The following is a 17,885-nucleotide window of genomic DNA, read 5'->3' as shown; positions in this document are numbered from 1 at the left end:
CAGGAAAGAGGCCGCCATTTTCTCTGACCCTGTCTATGGCAGAGTGAGAGAGTAGAACTCCTATATCTATTTGACAGAGGGTTTAATTCCATCCCATTTGGGGAAGAAGAGAAGGACCGACAAAAAGGAAAAAGACCAGGATGGAAACCACCTGGCCACATGAAAGAGGGTCAAGATTAAGGAGTTAAGAAGCGTGGTAGCATAAGCAAGGAGGTCAACCTCGCTTACAGATTTATCATAACATATGTTTCGAATTTTGTCGACGTTTGTTTGAAAATTTTTTGATTTGTTTTTTTCCGGTTTCAGGAACGAACTCTCAAAAAACGCATAAAAACAGGCAATCCCCTTTTTTCCCGCCGTTGAGCCCGCATCGCCTTCTTGAAACGCGCCTTGGCAATGCGGTTGTCCGTATGAGTGAAAACGGCTTCTTTTAAAAAGTGGACTTCTTCCGTCAATTCTTCCAGACGGGAAAGCACCCGTGCATATACTTCAAAATAGCGGATCTCCTCCGTTCGGAATCGGGATGCGATTTCCAGATGGAGAAAAGCCTGTTCTTTGCGCCCCGTAAGCGTATAAACTTCCGCAAGAAGTGCATGAGCAAACGCATCCTTCGGATTGAGAGTCAAACTTTTCAACAGATGAGCCTGTGCCGTCTCCGGTGCACCTTCCGACAGCAAAAAACAGCCATATTCCCGGTAAGCCTCGCTATGATCCGGGTATTGTGACAAAATTTTTTCAAAAAGGGACCGGGATTCCTCCATCCGACCCAGTGCCTGCAAGATCTGCGCCCGGAGCAGATGCCCCTGAACATGGAAGGGATCCGCCATTTTCAATTCTTCAAGAGCCGCCAGCGCTTCAGCAAATCGCTTTTTCCTCATCTTCGTGCGAGCAAGCTCATACTGTTGCCCCGCATAGGAATCCACCCCTGTCCCCTCGACATCTGATGTCCGGGTTTTTGGGTGTACGCTTTCCGCTTTTGCTGCCGTGCCTTCAGCCATCAGCAGTTCCCCCTTTTCCGTTTGTTGTCCCCTTTTGATCCGTCCGCACCGGTTGGTGTCCTGTCATGTTACATTGATTTTATCCCATTCGACAATTTTTGTCACGCTCTTTCGACAAACTCACCCACGTTTTCATCCAGTCACCGCCGCCGTGAATCTCTCCCTTCCGGATTCCATGTCAAGAAAAACCGTCTGGCAACCCCAAACGATTGGGACTGCCAGACGGTACGGCTTCCGGTTTTCCATTCCCCTGATCCCTTGGTGAAGGTGAACAGTACAATGGTTTGAATATCAGTCCATCAATTCCAACAATTTCTTTGAGGCGGCCTCGGCAAACTGAAGATCGTTGATATTGCAATCCAGTTCAATCACGGGAATGTCATCCCGTATGTGGGATTTAATTGCATCGAAGAGCGCGGCATCGGCCTCCGGCCACCAAAACTCCTTTCCTTTGCTATCCAAGGCGGAGACCCCTTGCAAAGGCAGAAAAACGGCCACCGGCCCCTGAGCCCGGTTCACCTTTTGAGCCAGCATCCGACCCAAACGTTCATTCTCCTCGGGAGTGGTCCGAATCAGGGTGACATTGGGATTCCACTGATAGATGATACGATCCCTCAATGCATCCGGTACACTGTCCAGCCCCCAAAAATTGACCATATCCAGACAACCGGGAGCCACCACTTGGGGCAGTCCCAGCTCTGCCGCCGCTGCCATCCGGTCGGGACCTGCTGACAGGACACCGCCCACCAACTCATCGGCGAGCTCCGTCGTGGTCAGATCCAGCATCCCGGAGATATACCCTCTTTCCACCAAAGCTTCCATCGTGCGACCGCCAGTGCCGGTGGCGTGGAAGACGAGTATTTCGTAACCTTTTTCCCCTAAAAATTCAGTACATTGGTTGACTGCTGTGGTTGTGTTGCCAAACATGGATGCTGTGATCAAAGGTCGGGTCTCAATCTTTGGAACTTGGGTTTCCACCATCCCACACACAGCTCCAACCGCATTGGCATAGATCTGAGCACTGAACCGGTTCACTCCGGAAACATCCAGGATGGATGGGAACATCACCACATCACTGACTCCCACATAGGGCTGGGTGTCTCCGGATGCGACAGTGCTCACCATCACTTTGGGCACTCCGAGGGGGAGAGCACGCAACGCCGCCGTTCCGATGATGGTCCCATTGGATCCTCCCATGGAAAAACCTGCATCAATTCGTCCCTCCATATACAGCTCCTTCACCACCTTGGCCACGCCCTTGGTCATCACCAGCATGGCCAAGGACTTATCACCTTTTTTTCTCAACTCCTCCAGGGTCACACCACTGGCCTCCGCAACTTTTTCCGTTGGAATATCCGCAGGGATGTAAGGCTCGCCCAGAATCCCGACATCGATCAGTAAGGCACGGTGCCCCCGGGCTTCGATCGCTTCCCTGACAAAAGCATAATCCTTGCCTTTGGTATCCAGTGCACCGATAACTGCAATCGTTTTGGTCACGGTTCAACCCCCCTAAATACTTTTCACTGCATGTGGTTACATTTCCAAGATCAAACAGAATCCATTTCAGGGCTGTTGACGAACCAGGAAACAAGCGGGGAAGTCGTCTCTTGTCACAGCCTGGCCTTGGGAGCCCACTCCTGGTTCCACTTGTTCCCTGTGAGTGCAAGTCGCTCATCCACACAACCGGATCCAATTAAACCGCCCTGGATCCGTCAAGTGGAAGATCGGAATCGATGACAGCTGCCCGGGATCCCTTCAAATTCGAATCTTTTCCAGAAGCGTAGTGATTTGGTGCCTTCCAAGCGGTCGGGATTGGGTTTCACATTCGGGAGACAAATTTCTGGCGATCCAACGATCATGTAAAAGCCAAGCCTGTCTGTGACGAGTTTTTCATAACCCTTCCAGGTTCCAAGGAACTGAAGCGGGAAAGAGCATAGTGTTTCCCAACCAAAAGTTTAGGCGACACCGAAAAAACGGACCCTTCACAAGGAAAAAGTACTCCGCCCATACTCCACTTCCCTCTCAACGGAATCCTCCGGTAATTCCCCCACATCCTGGGGAGTCCCGTCCACAGTCACATGGTAGAGAAACCCTTCCTCCCCCACCTGTCGCAGGTGAATCCCGATTTGGCAACCCTTGAACATAAACAGGTGGTCCCCCTCTTCCTCAACCTCACAATGGATATCCAGCATCAATTTCCCGTCGATATAAACCGTCCTCCGAATATGGAGACAATGATCGAGACACAGGATGTGAAGCCCGCTATCCAGCCGCAGACACCACTGTTTCCAAATTCCCCCTGAGGGGGTGGGAAGAAAAGCTTCCACCTTTTCACCGGTTTCAATGGAGATTCCGTTTAAAGACAAATCACAGTTGCATTTTCCCGTGTGGTCTTTAGACAGATGCAACCCCAGTCTTTGATCCCGGATGACAAGCAACCGATGGCATTCCACGGCGTCATCCAGGGTCCATCGTTCCATCAGAATTCCATTCAACCGGATGGTTCCGGTTCCTTCACTGAAATCTGTCTCGACGAGATGGTGTTTCCATCCAATCTGTACTGCCCAACTTCTACGATCCATACTTCAAACCCCTCTGTTTTACTTCCCTTATATAATCATTCGTATGAACAGTAAACTTTTGTGTCGATTTAAAAAAATAAATCACGAATCTTGTCCTTTTTTATATAAAAAGAGATGATCACAATAACCCCTTCACGCTAGTGAAGGGGTTGATTTAATCGGAGGACGGAAATGTTGGGATGGATTATTTGATTTGGGCCCTCGGGATGGCCACTGTCAAACAGCAGTTATAGGAAGAACACCTTTCTGGGATGACTCTTTCACCCTGTTTCTAGAGAGGCGTTGTGAAAATGTCACAGGCAGGGTTGGGTTTCACATTTCGCGCAATATTTCGAACCAAAGACACTCCATGTGAAACCCAATCCCGACCGACCCGGCCAGCACGAATTCACAATGCTTCTAGTGGTAATGTGCCTGATGATAGTGCTGGATGGTTTGTTCGATAATCTCACTGATGTCTTTCTTATTAAGCTTACGGAGGTCACTGACAATCACTTCGGATTCCAGCTCTTCCTCACGGAGCAGTTCGTACAGTTCAGGGGAAACAGTCAAGATGAGGGTGGACAATTTCATCATTTGCACAGCGATCACCTCTTGAAAAGGGATGGTGCTGTCTTTCTGTGAAGCTACATCCTATTTTATTATATGATTCCGGTGTTCACCAAGTTGTCAACCAACAGATCCTACGGTGAAACTGATAGGTGGGAAAACACCCGCCGTCTCGGCGGGTGTCAGCTCCTCCCCAACAATATTGCATGATCCACTTTGATACAACGATCCATCACCACGGTCAAACCTGCATCCCTGGCGATGGCAGCCGCCTCTTCGTTCACGATTCCTTGCTGCAACCACAATGCCTTGGCTCCGGCGGCCACCGCATCCCTTGCAATCGGAACACAATATTCGCTCCTGCGAAACACATCGACGATATCGATCGGTTCCCTGATCTCCGTAAGGGAGGCATAGGGCTTCTCTCCGAGGACCGGTTCCTTGAGGACGGGATTGACCGGGAAGATTCGGTAGCCCGCCTCTTGCAGGGCACGGGCGATCATGTGGCTGGTCCGGTCCGGCTTGTTTGACAAGCCCACCACGGCGATGTTATTTGCGCTTTTCAACAGACTTCGAATTTCGTCATGATCCGGATTTTGATGCAATGAAACTCCCTCCTCATCCTTCTATTCCAACTATACCCCAAACCTGTATCTTGGGAACCACCGCTTCCTATTTTAAATGGAAAAAAACCAACGCATTTTTTCTCCATCCAATCATCCATAATCAAAGCTTGTCCCGTCGCCAGACCTTGAAAATATCTGTGATCAAGTCCATCCCGATCATCGGATGAAAAAAAGATGACCGGACTTTATATTTACCACCATCGGGGATGGAAGAGACCATCAACTCCAACGCCACCAACACAAGCCCCGTTGCGATTGGTTTCATCTACGTCTTTTTTCCTCCCTCTTCTGACTGCCTGATATTTGCGTCCACCATTTCGGCATGATTCGCTGTCTTTCCTTTCCGGACGCAGTCCCGAATTTTCTGAATCGATCCCGATCGCTGATCTAAAAAAGCCCGCCATCGGCGAGCCAGTGTCAAACCACTTTACTATGCAAAGACTTCAGTTCCTTCATCAGAAACACACACCGTTTTTCCAGAGAGTTCAACCGGTAGATGGCACTGTCCACCAGGTCCGGATCGGTGAGATGTTCCAACTGTTCTTTGGTCCGTTCCCACTCCCGGCGCGTCTCATTCATCTCGTCCCGAATCTCTTCAAAACGGGACTTACATTCTTTTTCCCGGTTGAAAAAACGCAAATTCATCATCCTCTCTGACCGGTTTCCTCCGCATTTCCATCATCCCCATCATCTCTCATCCCTTTTTTCACCCTATGTCTTATGGCACCTGAATAGTCCCGTTACGTCCGGAACAGATACAAGCACTATAAGCGTTGTGATTTTAGTGTTGGCCGGGTGGGTCGGGATTGGATTTCACATGACCCTTTTCGTTGTTCTGAACTGCCAAAATCACTCCATGTGAAACCCAACCCTCCCTGCATAGCGTGACCGGGGAGCGAAGCGGCCCTGGGCACGACTTGGGCCCTGTGGGTATGACGGCTTTTTCACAACGCTTCTGTCAGGCGACTGAAAAAAATTCCGCCGTGTCCGGAACTTCCCGGACCGGCGGAAAGCTTATCCATTCATCAGCTTTCTACAGCCACACCTACGGTCTTGCCATCTTCCATCAATGTGTGGACGATCTCATCCAGGGAAGTTGTCAACCCCTTTTCATCCTTGTACACGACGTGCCTGTGATCAAATTCCACAGGCGACTCCAGACCCGCCGCCGCTGCGAGGCGGAAAAGGCCTTTGCGGAGGGCCAGCACATAGTTGGTCACCCGATATTCCTTTTCCTCCACCACCAGCGCCCGTTGTAACTTGGGGTCGGTAGTGGCGACTCCGACGGGGCATTCATTGGAGTGGCAACGCAATGCTTGGATGCATCCCACACTGATCATGAAACCCCTGGCGATATTGACCAAGTCAGCCCCCATACCCAATGCTACCGCAATCTCATCGGGAGTTGCCAGTTTCCCGGAAGCGATCAGTTTGACCCTATCCCGCACACCGTATTTGCGCAACAGGGCATCTGTCAGCATCAGAGCCGATTTGACCGGAAGTCCCACCCCGTCTGCCAGTTCTTGATAAGAGGCACCGGTTCCTCCTTCCCCGCCGTCCACAGTGATAAAGTCAGGACCATGACCCTGTTCTGCCATATATCGGACTAAGGGTTCCAACGTGTCGCCACCACCAACCACGATTTTGATCCCCACGGGTTTACCGGTAAATGAGCGGATCACTTTGATCCAGTTCATCATGGACGGAATATCGTCAAATTGCCGGAAACGGTTGGGACTGTCAATGGTTCGCCACGGTTCCACTCCCCGAATGCGGGCAATCTCCGGGGTCACCTTGGAACCATCCACATGGCCACCCCTGAGCTTCGCCCCCTGACCCAATTTCAGCTCAAATGCCCGAACCCGCTCCATTTCCGCTTTCTCCCGCAAGGCCTCCCAATCAAGGTCTCCCTCCCGATCCCGTATCCCAAACAGTCCGGGACCGATCTGCATGATCAAATCCACATCACCGGCCTGGTGATAGGGGGAAATCCCCCCTTCTCCCGTGTTCATCCACGTTCCTCCGGCCCGGGCCAATCCTTTGGACAAAGAAATGACAGCCCGCTCCCCGAGTGCCCCGTAACTCATCGCCGACATCCCGATCAGCCCCCGGACGCGGAAGGGATGCTTTAATCCTTCACCGATCACCACCGCATCCTGTTCAGGCAACAGCCAGGAGGGTTCCTCCACTTCCCTTCTTTTCTCTTTGCGGGAGAACAAACCGTCGTGGTGGATAATATAAGCCTGGGTCGGAATCTTCGGTTCCCGGTCCACCCGAAGCTCCTCCTCCTGTTTGGGAAATAGGGTATTGCGAATATAGTATCCCGGTTCTCCAAAATCCCGCACCGAACCGAATCCGATCAGATCCTGAAGATACTTTCCCCGCTTGACGATCTGCTGATACCGGTTACGGGAGAAGGGTTTTCCTTCATTGTCATTATTGAAGAGATACTGTCGCAACTCCGGACCAATTTTTTCCAAAAAATAACGCATTTTGCCCAAAATCGGATAGTTTCGAAGGATAGAGTGCTCTTTTTGACGCCGGTCGAACACATACAGAATGATCAACAACCCCACTGGTAGTAAAAGAAGTAAAATCAAGAAAAAGTCCATGACCAGGTTCAAGTTCAACAGATTTTCCAACAGATATCCCTCTTTCCTTCAGATTCCATGCCAGCCACAAAATCTTCTCAAACACCCAAACCATTCTGATGGATATCGCATCCATAATAGCAAATGAATAAATTGTGTGTGGACACCAAAATCTTGTACAGACACATCCGTGAGAAAGCCCGGCCCCCAACCGATGGTTGATCTGCCGGGCTTTCTTTTCAGAATGCCCGCCCATATGGACGGGGAAGAATATTTTCCCGACCAAGGGCAAGGGCTGCATCATTGGCCCAATACGGATTGCGCAACATGCCCCGGCCGATGGCCACCACATCAGCCTGTCCGTTTCGCACCACCATCTCCGCCACCTGGGGGTCATCCAGACGACCGACGGCGACCACCGGGGCACCGACCTCCTGCCGTATGGTCGCAGCAAAGGGCACCTGATACCCCGGAGCGGCTGCCCGCACTGGGGACGGCCCCATCGGGGACTCCCCGCCGGAACTCACATCAAAGACATCCACACCCAGATCACGGAATTTTTTGCACCGCTCCACCGTCTCTTCCAGGGTGTATCCCCCGTCGGCGTATTCGACAGCGGAGAGGCGCATCATCAAAGGCATCGATTCCGGGATCCGTTTTCGAACAGCTCGGATCACATCCGAAGCGAAACGATCCGGTTCCCCGTACTCGTCCGTCCTCCGGTTGGAGATGCGGGAGATGAATTGATGGATCAAATAACCGTGGGCACCATGAATCTCCAGAGTATCCACCCCCGCCTGAACCGCCCGCTCCGCCGCCTGCCCGAAAAGCTCCACCATCTCTTGGATCTCGGTTAGAGTCATTTCATGGGGGACACGGAAATTCTCCCGGAAGGGAATCGCAGAGGGAGCCACCGGCCGCAGACTTTCCGATTCCGCTTTACGTCCGGCGTGGGCAATCTGGATCCCCACTTTGGTCCCGTATTGCTGACAAGCCTGAATGATCCGCTGAAAAGCGGGAATCTGCTCATCGGACCAAAGTCCCAGATCCCGGTCACTGATCCGTCCGTCAGGATGGACATCGGTCATCTCCATCATGATCAACCCCGTTCCACCCACGGCACGGGAAACATAATGCACATAGTGCCACTCTTCCGGTGCACCATCCCGCGCCTCCACACTGTATTGGCACATGGGGGACATCATGATCCGGTTTTTCAGTTTCAATCCTTTCCACTCGACGGGATCCAACAAACCGGGCATATTTCACCACTCCTTTCTCTTTCCAAAGGAAATCTATTCAATCATACCCTGTACACCAAAAGCTAAACCGCCCCTTAAGGACGGTCCTGTCCCTGCCCCCGGTGTAAAAAGTGCAAAAAGGGGCGAGCGAATTCCTGAACGGAAAATTCCTCCGCCGAATGCTGAAAATAAGTCTTCTTCACCCGCTCCATCAGCCAAACCGGAACCTTGCGTCCCCTAATCAACGGATAAAACAGCCGATACCCCTGAACCAGATGATCCCATCGGGCATCATCACCGGACTGTAGATACTCGGAAACATCCAGCAATTTGGCATGACCTTCTTGTAACAGGACATTTTTCAAATGCAAATCCCGTGGATTGAGACCCCGACTACGGACATACCGGCGTGCTACTTCCACTTCTGTAATGATGTTTTCCGGAATGACAATCCCTTGGGAAACACATTCATACAATGTGGGACCCTGTTCGTAGCTCAGGACGAGGAATGAGTCCCCCATTCCAAAACAGACCGGAAAGTACGGGGTATCTCCCAGGCGGCGATACACCTCATATTCATTCAATCGCTTCTGTTCCCGGCCGGGTGCGTAACACTTGAACACCACCCGGGGTTCCGAAGGGTGACGAACCACCACCGCATCAGTACCTACACCAATTTTCTCCATCTCCTTTGGAATGTGAAGAATCGTCACCAGTTGATTCCCCGGATGGGCCTGAACCCTCACACTCTCGATCAGAGGTTGGATCCAACTCCAAAACATAGGGCTCCCCCTTGTCTGACAAAGGCCTGGACCGCTATTCTGATCCATCTCCGAAAACAATACTTTTCTTCAACCCTTCTGTCAAATGTAACATCTTTTGCAGGCAAAGCCGAACCCCCCGAAAGGATTCCGGGAGGGTTCGACTTCCGTTCGCTCTTTAGACACTTGTCGGGGTAGAGATCTGCCGGTCCAGGAAACGCAGCACCCGGCGGTAAACTTCCATTTCATTTTTCTTCTTGGAAAACCCGTGTCCTTCATCCTCCAAGACCAGATATTCCACATCGACCCCTTTCTTCCGAAGTGCATCCACGATCCGGTCGGATTCCCCCTTGACCACACGAGGGTCCTTGGCCCCCTGTACTACCAACATCGGCAACTCCATCTGCTCCAGATAAGTGATCGGAGAATCCTCCTTCAGTTTGTCCCGGTCTTTGACTGGATCCCCCACCCACTGTTCCATCACCGGTTGCCAATGTTCCGGAACCGACTCAATAAAAGTGAACAGATCGCTGGGTCCGAAGATGTCCACAACAGCCCGGAAATACGACCCGTGCCGACCGGTCAGCAACAGGGACATATAGCCGCCGTAACTCCCACCCATCAACAGAATCCGGCTTCGGTCAGCATAACCCTGTTCAATCATCCACTCCAACCCATGAATCAAATCCAGGCGGGGTCCGCCCCCCCAATCCCCTTCCACTCTCTTGGCAAAGGAGAGTCCATAACCGGTGGAGCCCCGGAAATTGGGAGCAAAGACGCTGTACCCCCGGTGGAGCAAAAACTGAAACAACGCCCTGAACGATTTTCGTTCCGCAGCCTGAGGACCTCCATGTGGCCACAGGATCAGGTAGCCGTTGGAAACCTCTTCCCGTGCCCGGAACCAAAGGGCTTCAATCTCCAGTCCGTCATAGGAGGGGTATCGCATCACCTCCGGCTGAACCAGTGTCTCTTCCGCGACACCAGGAACTCGGTAGCGGGTCAGTTCCGACCACTTACTCTCCCCCGGCCGGAGCCGATAGAGATTGTGAGGACGGACCGCTGACCGCCCCAGCAGATACAGGGTCCCCGACTTTGCAATCACCAGTTGAGTCAGGATCTCCACCGGTACAGTCACTTCCTCAGCAGAGGAGGAATCCAGAGAAAAGCGGATCAACCGATCCTCCACCCCATATCCTTCCACCAGATACAGCACCTTCCCCTTCCGGTCGAAAGAGAGGGAAGTGAACTCACCCCCCGCCGGTTCCAACACTTTTTGAAACTCCCGCCGCTGCAGGTCATACTGGGCCAGGTAAGCCCGGTCCTCCTGATAATCCGTAAGGAAATAGAGAGTGTTCTCGTCAGTGTAGACCGCATCGTAGACTACGTGTTGGGGACCGGAATCCGCCGTGAGGCAGATCGCCTCCCCCGCCTGCTGAACAAAGAGCAAGGCATGGGTGTTGGAAAAATGTTTCAGATAGGCAAAGGTTTTCTCCTCCGGACTGACATCCACCAGAAAGGTGGCAGCCTCTGATCCCGCGAGGATCTTCTTCTCTCCTTCTGTTTCCAGATCGTAGCAAAAAGTGTCCAGATGGGTTTCGTTTTCTCTGTTGGTGGTGTAGTAGAGCCGTTTTCCGTCATCGGAGAGGGAGGCGAAGAAATGGCGCTTTCCCTCCGCCCTCCGGATCGGGAGCAGCTCCCCGCCCTCCGGGGGAAGAGCGTACAGTTGGGTGTTCTCGTCCCCGTCCTGGTCAAAGCCCGCCATCAAAAAGCGCCCCCTCTTCTCAAAATGGAGTGCCTGGCAACTTTGACCGATAAAAGTCATCTGACTGGGAAAAGGATGTTCCGGATCCATCTGCCAAAGATCGAAGGAACCTCCCAGATTGGTGCTGAAAACAATCTGTCTTTCGTCCGGACGGACGGCAAAAGTTTGAATATCCATCGTGCGAAAAAACTGCTCCACATCCGGTTGAGGAAAACGAATCACGATCATCTCTCCCTGTTTTAGTATTCTACTGAGAAAAAGGATAAAACCCTTTTAACACCATTCGATCACCAGTCCCCATTTCCTCTCTGTTCAAATTTCGCAATAGATGAGCCCCCCTCCCAACCCCCTCAGTCATGGGTACCTCCAACCCCGATCACACCCTTGAGATCCGATTGGATTATCCAGCCCTCATCGGGGGAAAAGAGGGATAAGGAATGGAAAGACGAATCGTATTAGATAAAGGAGGAAGCCCTGATGAGAGATTGGATGAAAAAAGGATTGGCTGCAAGTATGGGGTTGGCCGTGATCAGCAAGGAACGGATGGAAAAAATTCTGCGGGACATGGTGAAACGAGGAGAAATGACCCCCTCCGCTTCCAAAGAACTCCTGGAAAAACTGATTGTCCGGGGAGAACAGGAACAGGAACAACTGGATCAATATCTCCGCGGACGGATGAACAAACTGCTGAAGGAGATGAACATCTCCACCCATGAAGACATCCAAGACCTAAAACAACAGATCCATCTCCTGGAAGAGCGACTGACCCGTCTGGAAACCAAATACGGCACGCCTCCTCAGGAAGATCCCGACCAGGGATCCTGACTCGCTTTTGGAGCAAGCTATCAAGGGGGGCATGTCATGTTCGGAAAAAAAATAAGAAACCTCAACCGATACTGGGAAATTGCTTCCACCTTTGCCCGGCACGGTTTCGGATATCTCCTGGAGGAGACCGGGATTTTCTCCATACTCTCCCTTCCAAAAAAAGCAAAGGAGTCGGCACCGATCAAAAAAGACCCGGCTTCCATGGGCAAACATATCCGGGAGGCACTGGAGGAATTGGGCCCGGCATTTGTGAAACTGGGCCAGGTGGCCAGCACCCGCTCCGACCTTTTGCCCGAGACCATGATCCGGGAACTTGAAAAACTCCAGGATAAAGTGCGCCCCCTCCCCTTCAGGGAGATCAAGCAAGTCCTGGAACAGGAGTTGGGGGATTACTCCCAATACTTTTCAGAATTCGACGAGCATGCCACCGCTGCCGCCTCTATCGGTCAGGTACATCGGGCCGTTTTACACAGCGGAAAAACCGTGGCGGTCAAAATTCAACGTCCGGGAATTTCCGGCATTGTTCAACGCGATCTGCAAATCCTGCGGGAGTGGGCTCAAGTGGCGGAGCAACGGCTGGAGTGGGGCGAGCAGTACCAGATCGGCAAAGTGGTGGACGAATTGGCCCGTGCAGTCCGTCAGGAATTGGATTACACCGCCGAAGCCCGTCACATGGACAAGATCCGAAGCCTGTACACCGAAGAGGACCCTGTTTACATCCCTCAGGTGGATTGGGATCTGACCACCCACCGTATTTTAACCATGGAATATATCAGCGGTGTAAAACTGAGCCGGATGAAAGAACTGGAGAAGCTGGGCTTTGACCGAAAACTGTTGGCAGAACGACTGGTGCTGATCCTTTTTCGCCAAATCCTGATCGCCGGGATTTTCCATGGGGATCCCCATCCAGGAAATTTGTTCGCCCTTCCCGGAAACCGGATTGCTCTGATCGACTTCGGGATGGTGGGGAGGCTCACTCCCGAGATGCAACGCCATTTTTCCTCGATGGTGATTGCCATGATGCAACGGGACACGGATGGCGCCGTCCGGGCCATGCTCCGCATGGGAATGGTCCCCGAAGATGTGGATACGGAAGCATTTTGGCTGGATGTGGATGAGCTGAACGACAAATATTACGACATCACTCTTTCCGAAATCAGTCTCGGGGACACCGTCCATGATCTGTTCGAACTGGCCTTTAAACACCGGATCCAGATCCCCCCTGACCTCACTCTCCTGGGAAAAACCATCCTTTCGTTGGAAAGTATCGTTAAAAAGCTGGACCCCGAGATCAACATTACTCAAATCACGAAGCCTTTTGGTGAACAACTGGTACGGGAGCGATTCAACCCGAGACGGATCATGCGGGAGACTTGGAGATACGCATACGACCTGGGAGAAACCTTGCTGGAGATGCCAAAGAATCTGCGCCAACTGACTGAAAATCTGAAAAAGGGCCGGTTCCAGGTGGACGTGGGCGTCCCCCGTCTCGACCTTTTTTTACGAAAAATGGATCAGATCGTCAACCGTCTCTCCTACAGCATCGTCCTGCTCTCTTTCAGCATCATTATGTGCGGATTGATCATCGGATCTTCTCTCACTCGCCAACAAACCCTCCTCTGGAAAGTACCCGCCATCGAAATCGGCTTTGTGGTTGCATTATTCATGCTGATGTGGCTGATTTACTCCATTATCAAGTCGGGACGATTGTGATGGATGGGACTTTTGAAAACAAAAAGGCCCGAAACTGCTCAGGAAAGAGAAGCAAACCGGGCCTTCTCTACTTTTTATGGTTCCCGGGAAGTCCAACGGAAGAAGTGGGAAGCCAGACAAGTGAACACCACTGCGATCCCCACCAATACCCCCGCACTCCCGGTGTTCTCCCACAGGGGAGATCTGTTCCAAGTCTCCTGAAACAGATCGACGACATAGTATAAAGGAAGAATTTTAGACACTTGGCGTATGAACTCCGGCATCATCTCCAACGGAAAGGTGGCACCGGAGAGAAACAGCATCACATTCAGTAACACAGAGCTGATCGCCGCCGACGTACGGTTGTCTTTGGCAAAGGAGGTGGCAAATATGGCAAAGGGATAGAGGGCAAACACTGCCAAACCGACTGCAATCATGAAACTTCCCGGATACTGCGGCAGTCGAAGGTTGTAAACAGCCATCCCAAACCCGACCAAGATCAACGCGCCGATCAAAAAAGTGAGGGCTCCTTGAAGCAAGTGAGCAGTCAACACCGTGACCGGCCGGATTGGAGTGGCCCGCAACCGACGCAACACTCCCTGCTTCCGATACTGGGTCAAGATCGTTCCCACACCGAACAGGGCCGTGGTCAACAAGTTGACACCTATCCAGGCAGGAATGTACGTCTCACCAAAATTTTGACCGTCGATTGTTTGATCACCAAACATCGATCCAAACAGCCAAATGATTAGAACCGGGAACAAAAATGTCCAGAACACCGTCTCTTTCTCTCTGAGAAACAATCGAATTTCCATGAAAGTCAACCGAAATAAAGCTCGGGTGACCTTGATTTTGGCCGCAATTCATGATCCGGATCTCATCTTTTTGGACGAGCCCAGCTCGTCTGATTAACACTTTCGAGGATCTCTCCGTCGGATCTCCAATTCAATATGATCCTCCCAAATCTCACAAGACCCGAATTTGCTTTTGGAGACCATCTCCTCAAAGGCTTGTTTGGTATAAGCTTGTTTAATAACCATCGACTTCATCACCCATTTGGTCAGAAGGGCGTTAAGGCGTATATGCCAACTCTTCTTCCACATGTCTGTTCATCGCCTCTGTGGTAACATCCCCCCGCAGATCAAAGATCACCGCTTCTCCACCGGGTTTCAACACCCGGTTCATCTCATTCAGAGCCGCAATCGGTTGGGAAAAATTTTTAAAGGAGAGCCGACAGATGATCAAATCGAAAGTTTCATCGGGAAAAGGCATCGCTGCGGCATCCCCCAGACGAAAATCAATCTCCACGCCAGCTTCCTCGGCGTTCTTCCGTGCGATCTCCACAAAGGTTTTACTGATATCCAATCCTGCCAACGTGTAGTTGCCAAGCTTCGCCAACTCCAGGGAGAGATATCCCGGCCCCGGAGCAACCTCCAAGACGGAAGCCCCTGCAAAGAGAGAGACTTTGCCACCTTCTTTGCAACCTTTCTGTATTCTTTCATATTTTTTCGGGTGTTTTTTGCATACCAGGTGGCTATCACACCGTTCATCCCCAACCCTTTGTAACCCTTGGAAGCTTTTTCAGGCACTTGATCTCCCCCCTCGCGATATTTCGATCCCTCTGAATGGTATTTTCCATCTCAGTATCCTCAGGTTACCGTGTCTGTGAAGAATCCAAATCGGACATCCGCAGGGTTTTCCATCCGCCCCGGGACGGATAGAAACTCCAATCCACATGCAGTAATTAAAAAAAGACCGGACAAACCGGTCTCAGATGAATATTTCCAAATAGATCCCCAATACTGCAAATAAGAATCCCATCCCCCAGAAGGTGGTCACCACCCGCCATTCAGACCAGCCTTTCAGCTCAAAGTGATGATGGACCGGGCTCATTAAGAACACCCTTTTTCCCCGCAATTTAAAGGAGGTGACCTGGATCATCACCGACAGGGTTTCCAATGCAAACACTCCGCCGATGATCAGCAACAACAGTTCCGTTTTGGTGATCACCGCCAGCGCTGCCAATCCCCCACCCAAAGCCAGTGACCCGGTGTCCCCCATGAACACTTTGGCCGGATTGGCATTGAAGAGAAGAAAAGCCAGCAACGCGCCGGTGACAGAGGCCGAAAAGATGACGACACTGGTGTTTTCCTGCATGATCCCGATCACTGTGTACGCACCGTATGCGATGGCTGCGGTTCCTGCCACCAGCCCATCCAGTCCATCCGTCAAATTGACAGCATTGGAAGTTGCAATCATCATCAGTACCAAAAGAGGAAAATAAAGCCAGTTCAAAGAGACATACAGATCTGTCCCAGGAATTCCGATCGTGGAAATTGCCTCATAGGTTCCACGCACCACCCGGACTTGCCACAGCACCCAGAACAACACCATCCCGATAAAGACTTGTCCCAGCAGCTTCTGCCTGGCGGTCAGCCCCAGATTGCGTCGCATCACCACTTTTATATAATCATCCATAAACCCCACAATTCCATAACTCAACGTGGCAAACAAGAGAAAGAAGAGATCCGGATTTCCTGTATCCACCCTGCTAGCGAGAGGGACTGAGGCCAACACCACCGCGCTGAGAAAAATCACACCCCCCATCGTTGGCGTACCGGCTTTCTTCTGATGGGCTTTCGGCCCCTCTTCCCGAATGGACTGACCAAATTTCAACCTTCTGAGCAGAGGAATGATCAATGGTGCAAGCAGTACACCCAACCCGAAAGTGACAGCCATGGATATCCAAAACATATGATTGAGCACAGAATCACCCCTTTGTCCCCGTTCCGCTACCCTTCGCAAGGCCCACCCATCAGCAGGGGTGGAACAGACCGGAGAAAACAGTTTCGCAGTCCGAACATCGGTTACAGCACCCGGAAATCATCTGTCTGTACTTCTCCTGAAAAGAACTTCTCGCGAAAATCTATGTTAAACCGCCTCACTGAAATTGACAACCGAACCAAGGAAGTAGTCGATTGGTTTTATGGAATACTTACATTTATATTGTTTTGTCCGCGATCTGTATTTTTTTCTTTCCTTTCCATCGTCTCATGATGTAATCTTGATAGTACATATATCCCCGTTTCCTCCGGGTGTATTGAGCGAATCACGAAATTTGCAGGAAGGAGGCCGGTGGAATGAACCGGAAACAACTTCACAAACGTGTGACTGAACTGCAAATGTTGATGGAAAAGGGATACGTCCGCTTTGAACGTCCCAATCCGATTCAGGAGTCCGTTCAAAAGATCCGTTTTGACAAAAAGGGGAACATCGTACCCGAATCGGTGGATCAAAATGTGACCGCCCTGCTCACGCTTGTGGAACTTTATTGACGGGGATTGCACCGGCGGAAGAGAGGGATGACGGTGAATCTGTACAGAAAAGGAGTCCCCCTGATCATCACATTGACCATCATTTTATTGTCAACAGGATGTGTCAATGCCGACTACCACGTCATCATTCATCAAGACGGGTCGGGTACCTACCGAGTGAAGGTGATGACCCCATCTGTAATCGCCGATCAACTGGATCCCTTTCAGGAGAAGATGAAAAACAGCGGTTATCGGGTACGGGAAATCCGCAAGAATAACCATGCCGGATGGTTGGCGGAAAAAGACGTAAAAAGTGTGGTGGAAGATCCACCCGGAGAAGAATTGAAAGAGATCCTCGGTCCCTCCGGAAAAACGGCCGGTTTGATCCCATTTCCCCGAGAGGGGTCCAAAGGTCCCGTCCGCATCGAGAAAAGCTGGTTTCAGTACCGGATCTTTCTGCAGACGGAAGCAGACCTGACCCACCTTAGGGCTGACAATCCGATGAAGCGGTTTTTATGGAAAGAAACTAACCTCCACTTCCGCCTAACCCTTCCCCTGAAACCTGAGGAACACAATGCAGATCAAGTTTCCGAGGATGGAAAAACCCTGACATGGAAACTGGATCCGGGTGAGAAAAATCCAGTTCGTGTTCTCGTGAAATTCCCCAACCCCGTGGGATGGGTCCTCAGTTTGGCCATCGTATTCATTCTGGTTTTCTTATTCCTTTATCTGTTCAGGTCCCGATTGCTCCGTCGCAGGTGAAAAGTCATTTCTCCAATATCAGTCAGTCCGGCTGACGAAACAGCTGTCGCTGATTCATCGTTCATTCTTAAAGGCAACGATAAACGTCAAAAGACCGGGACCATCCCCTCCCGGCCTTGCATGAATAAAAGACAGATCTTCGGATCCGGACGTAAAAGCGGGGGTTGACCTATCAAACATTC

18 protein-coding genes and 1 pseudogene are annotated in these 17,885 nt (G+C 51.3%); 4 read left to right on the top strand and 15 right to left on the bottom strand.

What is annotated here, in order from left to right; all coding sequences use genetic code 11:
* Positions 1-302: 302 nt before the first annotated feature.
* From IEV46_RS15035 to IEV46_RS14985, 12 genes and pseudogenes are all read right to left on the bottom strand, one after another.
* A complete protein-coding gene (locus tag IEV46_RS15035; RefSeq protein ID WP_188433366.1) occupies positions 303-998 on the bottom strand; it encodes a tetratricopeptide repeat protein in 696 nt (231 codons plus the stop codon).
* Positions 999-1,289: 291 nt separating this feature from the next.
* Complete coding sequence (locus IEV46_RS15030) at positions 1,290-2,495, bottom strand: Tm-1-like ATP-binding domain-containing protein (RefSeq protein WP_188433365.1); 1,206 nt, start codon at positions 2,493-2,495, stop codon at positions 1,290-1,292.
* Between the two features lie 485 nt (positions 2,496-2,980).
* On the bottom strand, positions 2,981-3,580 hold the full coding sequence (locus IEV46_RS15025) for a hypothetical protein (protein ID WP_188433364.1): 600 nt from the start codon (positions 3,578-3,580) through the stop codon (positions 2,981-2,983).
* Positions 3,581-3,979: 399 nt separating this feature from the next.
* Complete coding sequence (locus tag IEV46_RS15020; RefSeq protein WP_188433363.1) at positions 3,980-4,162, bottom strand: hypothetical protein; 183 nt, start codon at positions 4,160-4,162, stop codon at positions 3,980-3,982.
* A gap of 149 nt (positions 4,163-4,311) precedes the next feature.
* Positions 4,312-4,734 (bottom strand): CoA-binding protein, encoded by a 423-nt coding sequence (locus IEV46_RS15015; RefSeq protein ID WP_188433362.1) that lies wholly within the window; start codon positions 4,732-4,734, stop codon positions 4,312-4,314.
* Positions 4,735-4,855: 121 nt separating this feature from the next.
* Entirely contained in the window at positions 4,856-5,020 is a 165-nt protein-coding gene (locus IEV46_RS15010) for a hypothetical protein (protein ID WP_188433361.1), read from the bottom strand.
* Between the two features lie 152 nt (positions 5,021-5,172).
* Positions 5,173-5,394 (bottom strand): DUF2508 family protein, encoded by a 222-nt coding sequence (locus IEV46_RS15005; RefSeq protein WP_188433360.1) that lies wholly within the window; start codon positions 5,392-5,394, stop codon positions 5,173-5,175.
* A 142-nt stretch (positions 5,395-5,536) separates the two neighbouring features.
* Positions 5,537-5,636, bottom strand: a pseudogene (locus tag IEV46_RS18710) (cation diffusion facilitator family transporter).
* A gap of 144 nt (positions 5,637-5,780) precedes the next feature.
* The gene (locus IEV46_RS15000) at positions 5,781-7,367 is read right to left on the bottom strand and encodes an FMN-binding glutamate synthase family protein (protein WP_188433385.1); all 1,587 of its coding nucleotides are present in this window, start codon (positions 7,365-7,367) and stop codon (positions 5,781-5,783) included.
* Between the two features lie 218 nt (positions 7,368-7,585).
* Positions 7,586-8,608 (bottom strand): NADH:flavin oxidoreductase/NADH oxidase, encoded by a 1,023-nt coding sequence (locus tag IEV46_RS14995; RefSeq protein WP_188433359.1) that lies wholly within the window; start codon positions 8,606-8,608, stop codon positions 7,586-7,588.
* Between the two features lie 74 nt (positions 8,609-8,682).
* Positions 8,683-9,369: a serine/threonine-protein kinase gene (locus tag IEV46_RS14990; RefSeq protein ID WP_188433358.1), complete on the bottom strand. Its 687-nt coding sequence runs from the start codon at positions 9,367-9,369 to the stop codon at positions 8,683-8,685.
* Between the two features lie 157 nt (positions 9,370-9,526).
* Entirely contained in the window at positions 9,527-11,332 is a 1,806-nt protein-coding gene (locus tag IEV46_RS14985) for a S9 family peptidase (RefSeq protein ID WP_188433357.1), read from the bottom strand.
* Positions 11,333-11,587: 255 nt separating this feature from the next.
* Between IEV46_RS14985 and IEV46_RS14980 the strand changes: the two genes are divergently transcribed.
* Together IEV46_RS14980 and IEV46_RS14975 are read left to right on the top strand one after the other, a co-directional pair.
* Positions 11,588-11,935, top strand: a complete 348-nt coding sequence (locus tag IEV46_RS14980; RefSeq protein WP_188433356.1) for a phasin family protein — start codon at positions 11,588-11,590, stop codon at positions 11,933-11,935.
* A 36-nt stretch (positions 11,936-11,971) separates the two neighbouring features.
* Complete coding sequence (locus IEV46_RS14975; protein ID WP_188433355.1) at positions 11,972-13,648, top strand: ABC1 kinase family protein; 1,677 nt, start codon at positions 11,972-11,974, stop codon at positions 13,646-13,648.
* 74 nt (positions 13,649-13,722) lie between these two features.
* On the opposite strand, the gene IEV46_RS14970 is transcribed toward IEV46_RS14975, so the two are convergent.
* The 3 genes from IEV46_RS14970 to mraY form a co-directional block, all read right to left on the bottom strand.
* The gene (locus IEV46_RS14970) at positions 13,723-14,478 is read right to left on the bottom strand and encodes an ABC transporter permease (RefSeq protein ID WP_373284630.1); all 756 of its coding nucleotides are present in this window, start codon (positions 14,476-14,478) and stop codon (positions 13,723-13,725) included.
* A 220-nt stretch (positions 14,479-14,698) separates the two neighbouring features.
* A complete protein-coding gene (locus IEV46_RS18190) occupies positions 14,699-15,064 on the bottom strand; it encodes a class I SAM-dependent methyltransferase (protein ID WP_229736159.1) in 366 nt (121 codons plus the stop codon).
* Between the two features lie 333 nt (positions 15,065-15,397).
* Positions 15,398-16,381, bottom strand: coding sequence for a phospho-N-acetylmuramoyl-pentapeptide-transferase (gene mraY / locus IEV46_RS14960; RefSeq protein ID WP_188433384.1), 984 nt, complete (start codon positions 16,379-16,381; stop codon positions 15,398-15,400).
* A 386-nt stretch (positions 16,382-16,767) separates the two neighbouring features.
* On the opposite strand from mraY, the gene IEV46_RS14955 reads away from it, so the two are divergent.
* Positions 16,768-16,962 (top strand): hypothetical protein, encoded by a 195-nt coding sequence (locus tag IEV46_RS14955; RefSeq protein WP_188433353.1) that lies wholly within the window; start codon positions 16,768-16,770, stop codon positions 16,960-16,962.
* A gap of 33 nt (positions 16,963-16,995) precedes the next feature.
* Entirely contained in the window at positions 16,996-17,703 is a 708-nt protein-coding gene (locus tag IEV46_RS14950) for a DUF3153 domain-containing protein (protein WP_188433352.1), read from the top strand.
* Positions 17,704-17,885 lie beyond the last annotated feature (182 nt).

Source organism: Kroppenstedtia guangzhouensis (genome assembly GCF_014637345.1).
GTDB lineage: Bacteria > Bacillota > Bacilli > Thermoactinomycetales > DSM-45169 > Kroppenstedtia > Kroppenstedtia guangzhouensis.
This window is presented reverse-complemented; position numbering and strand designations above follow the sequence as displayed.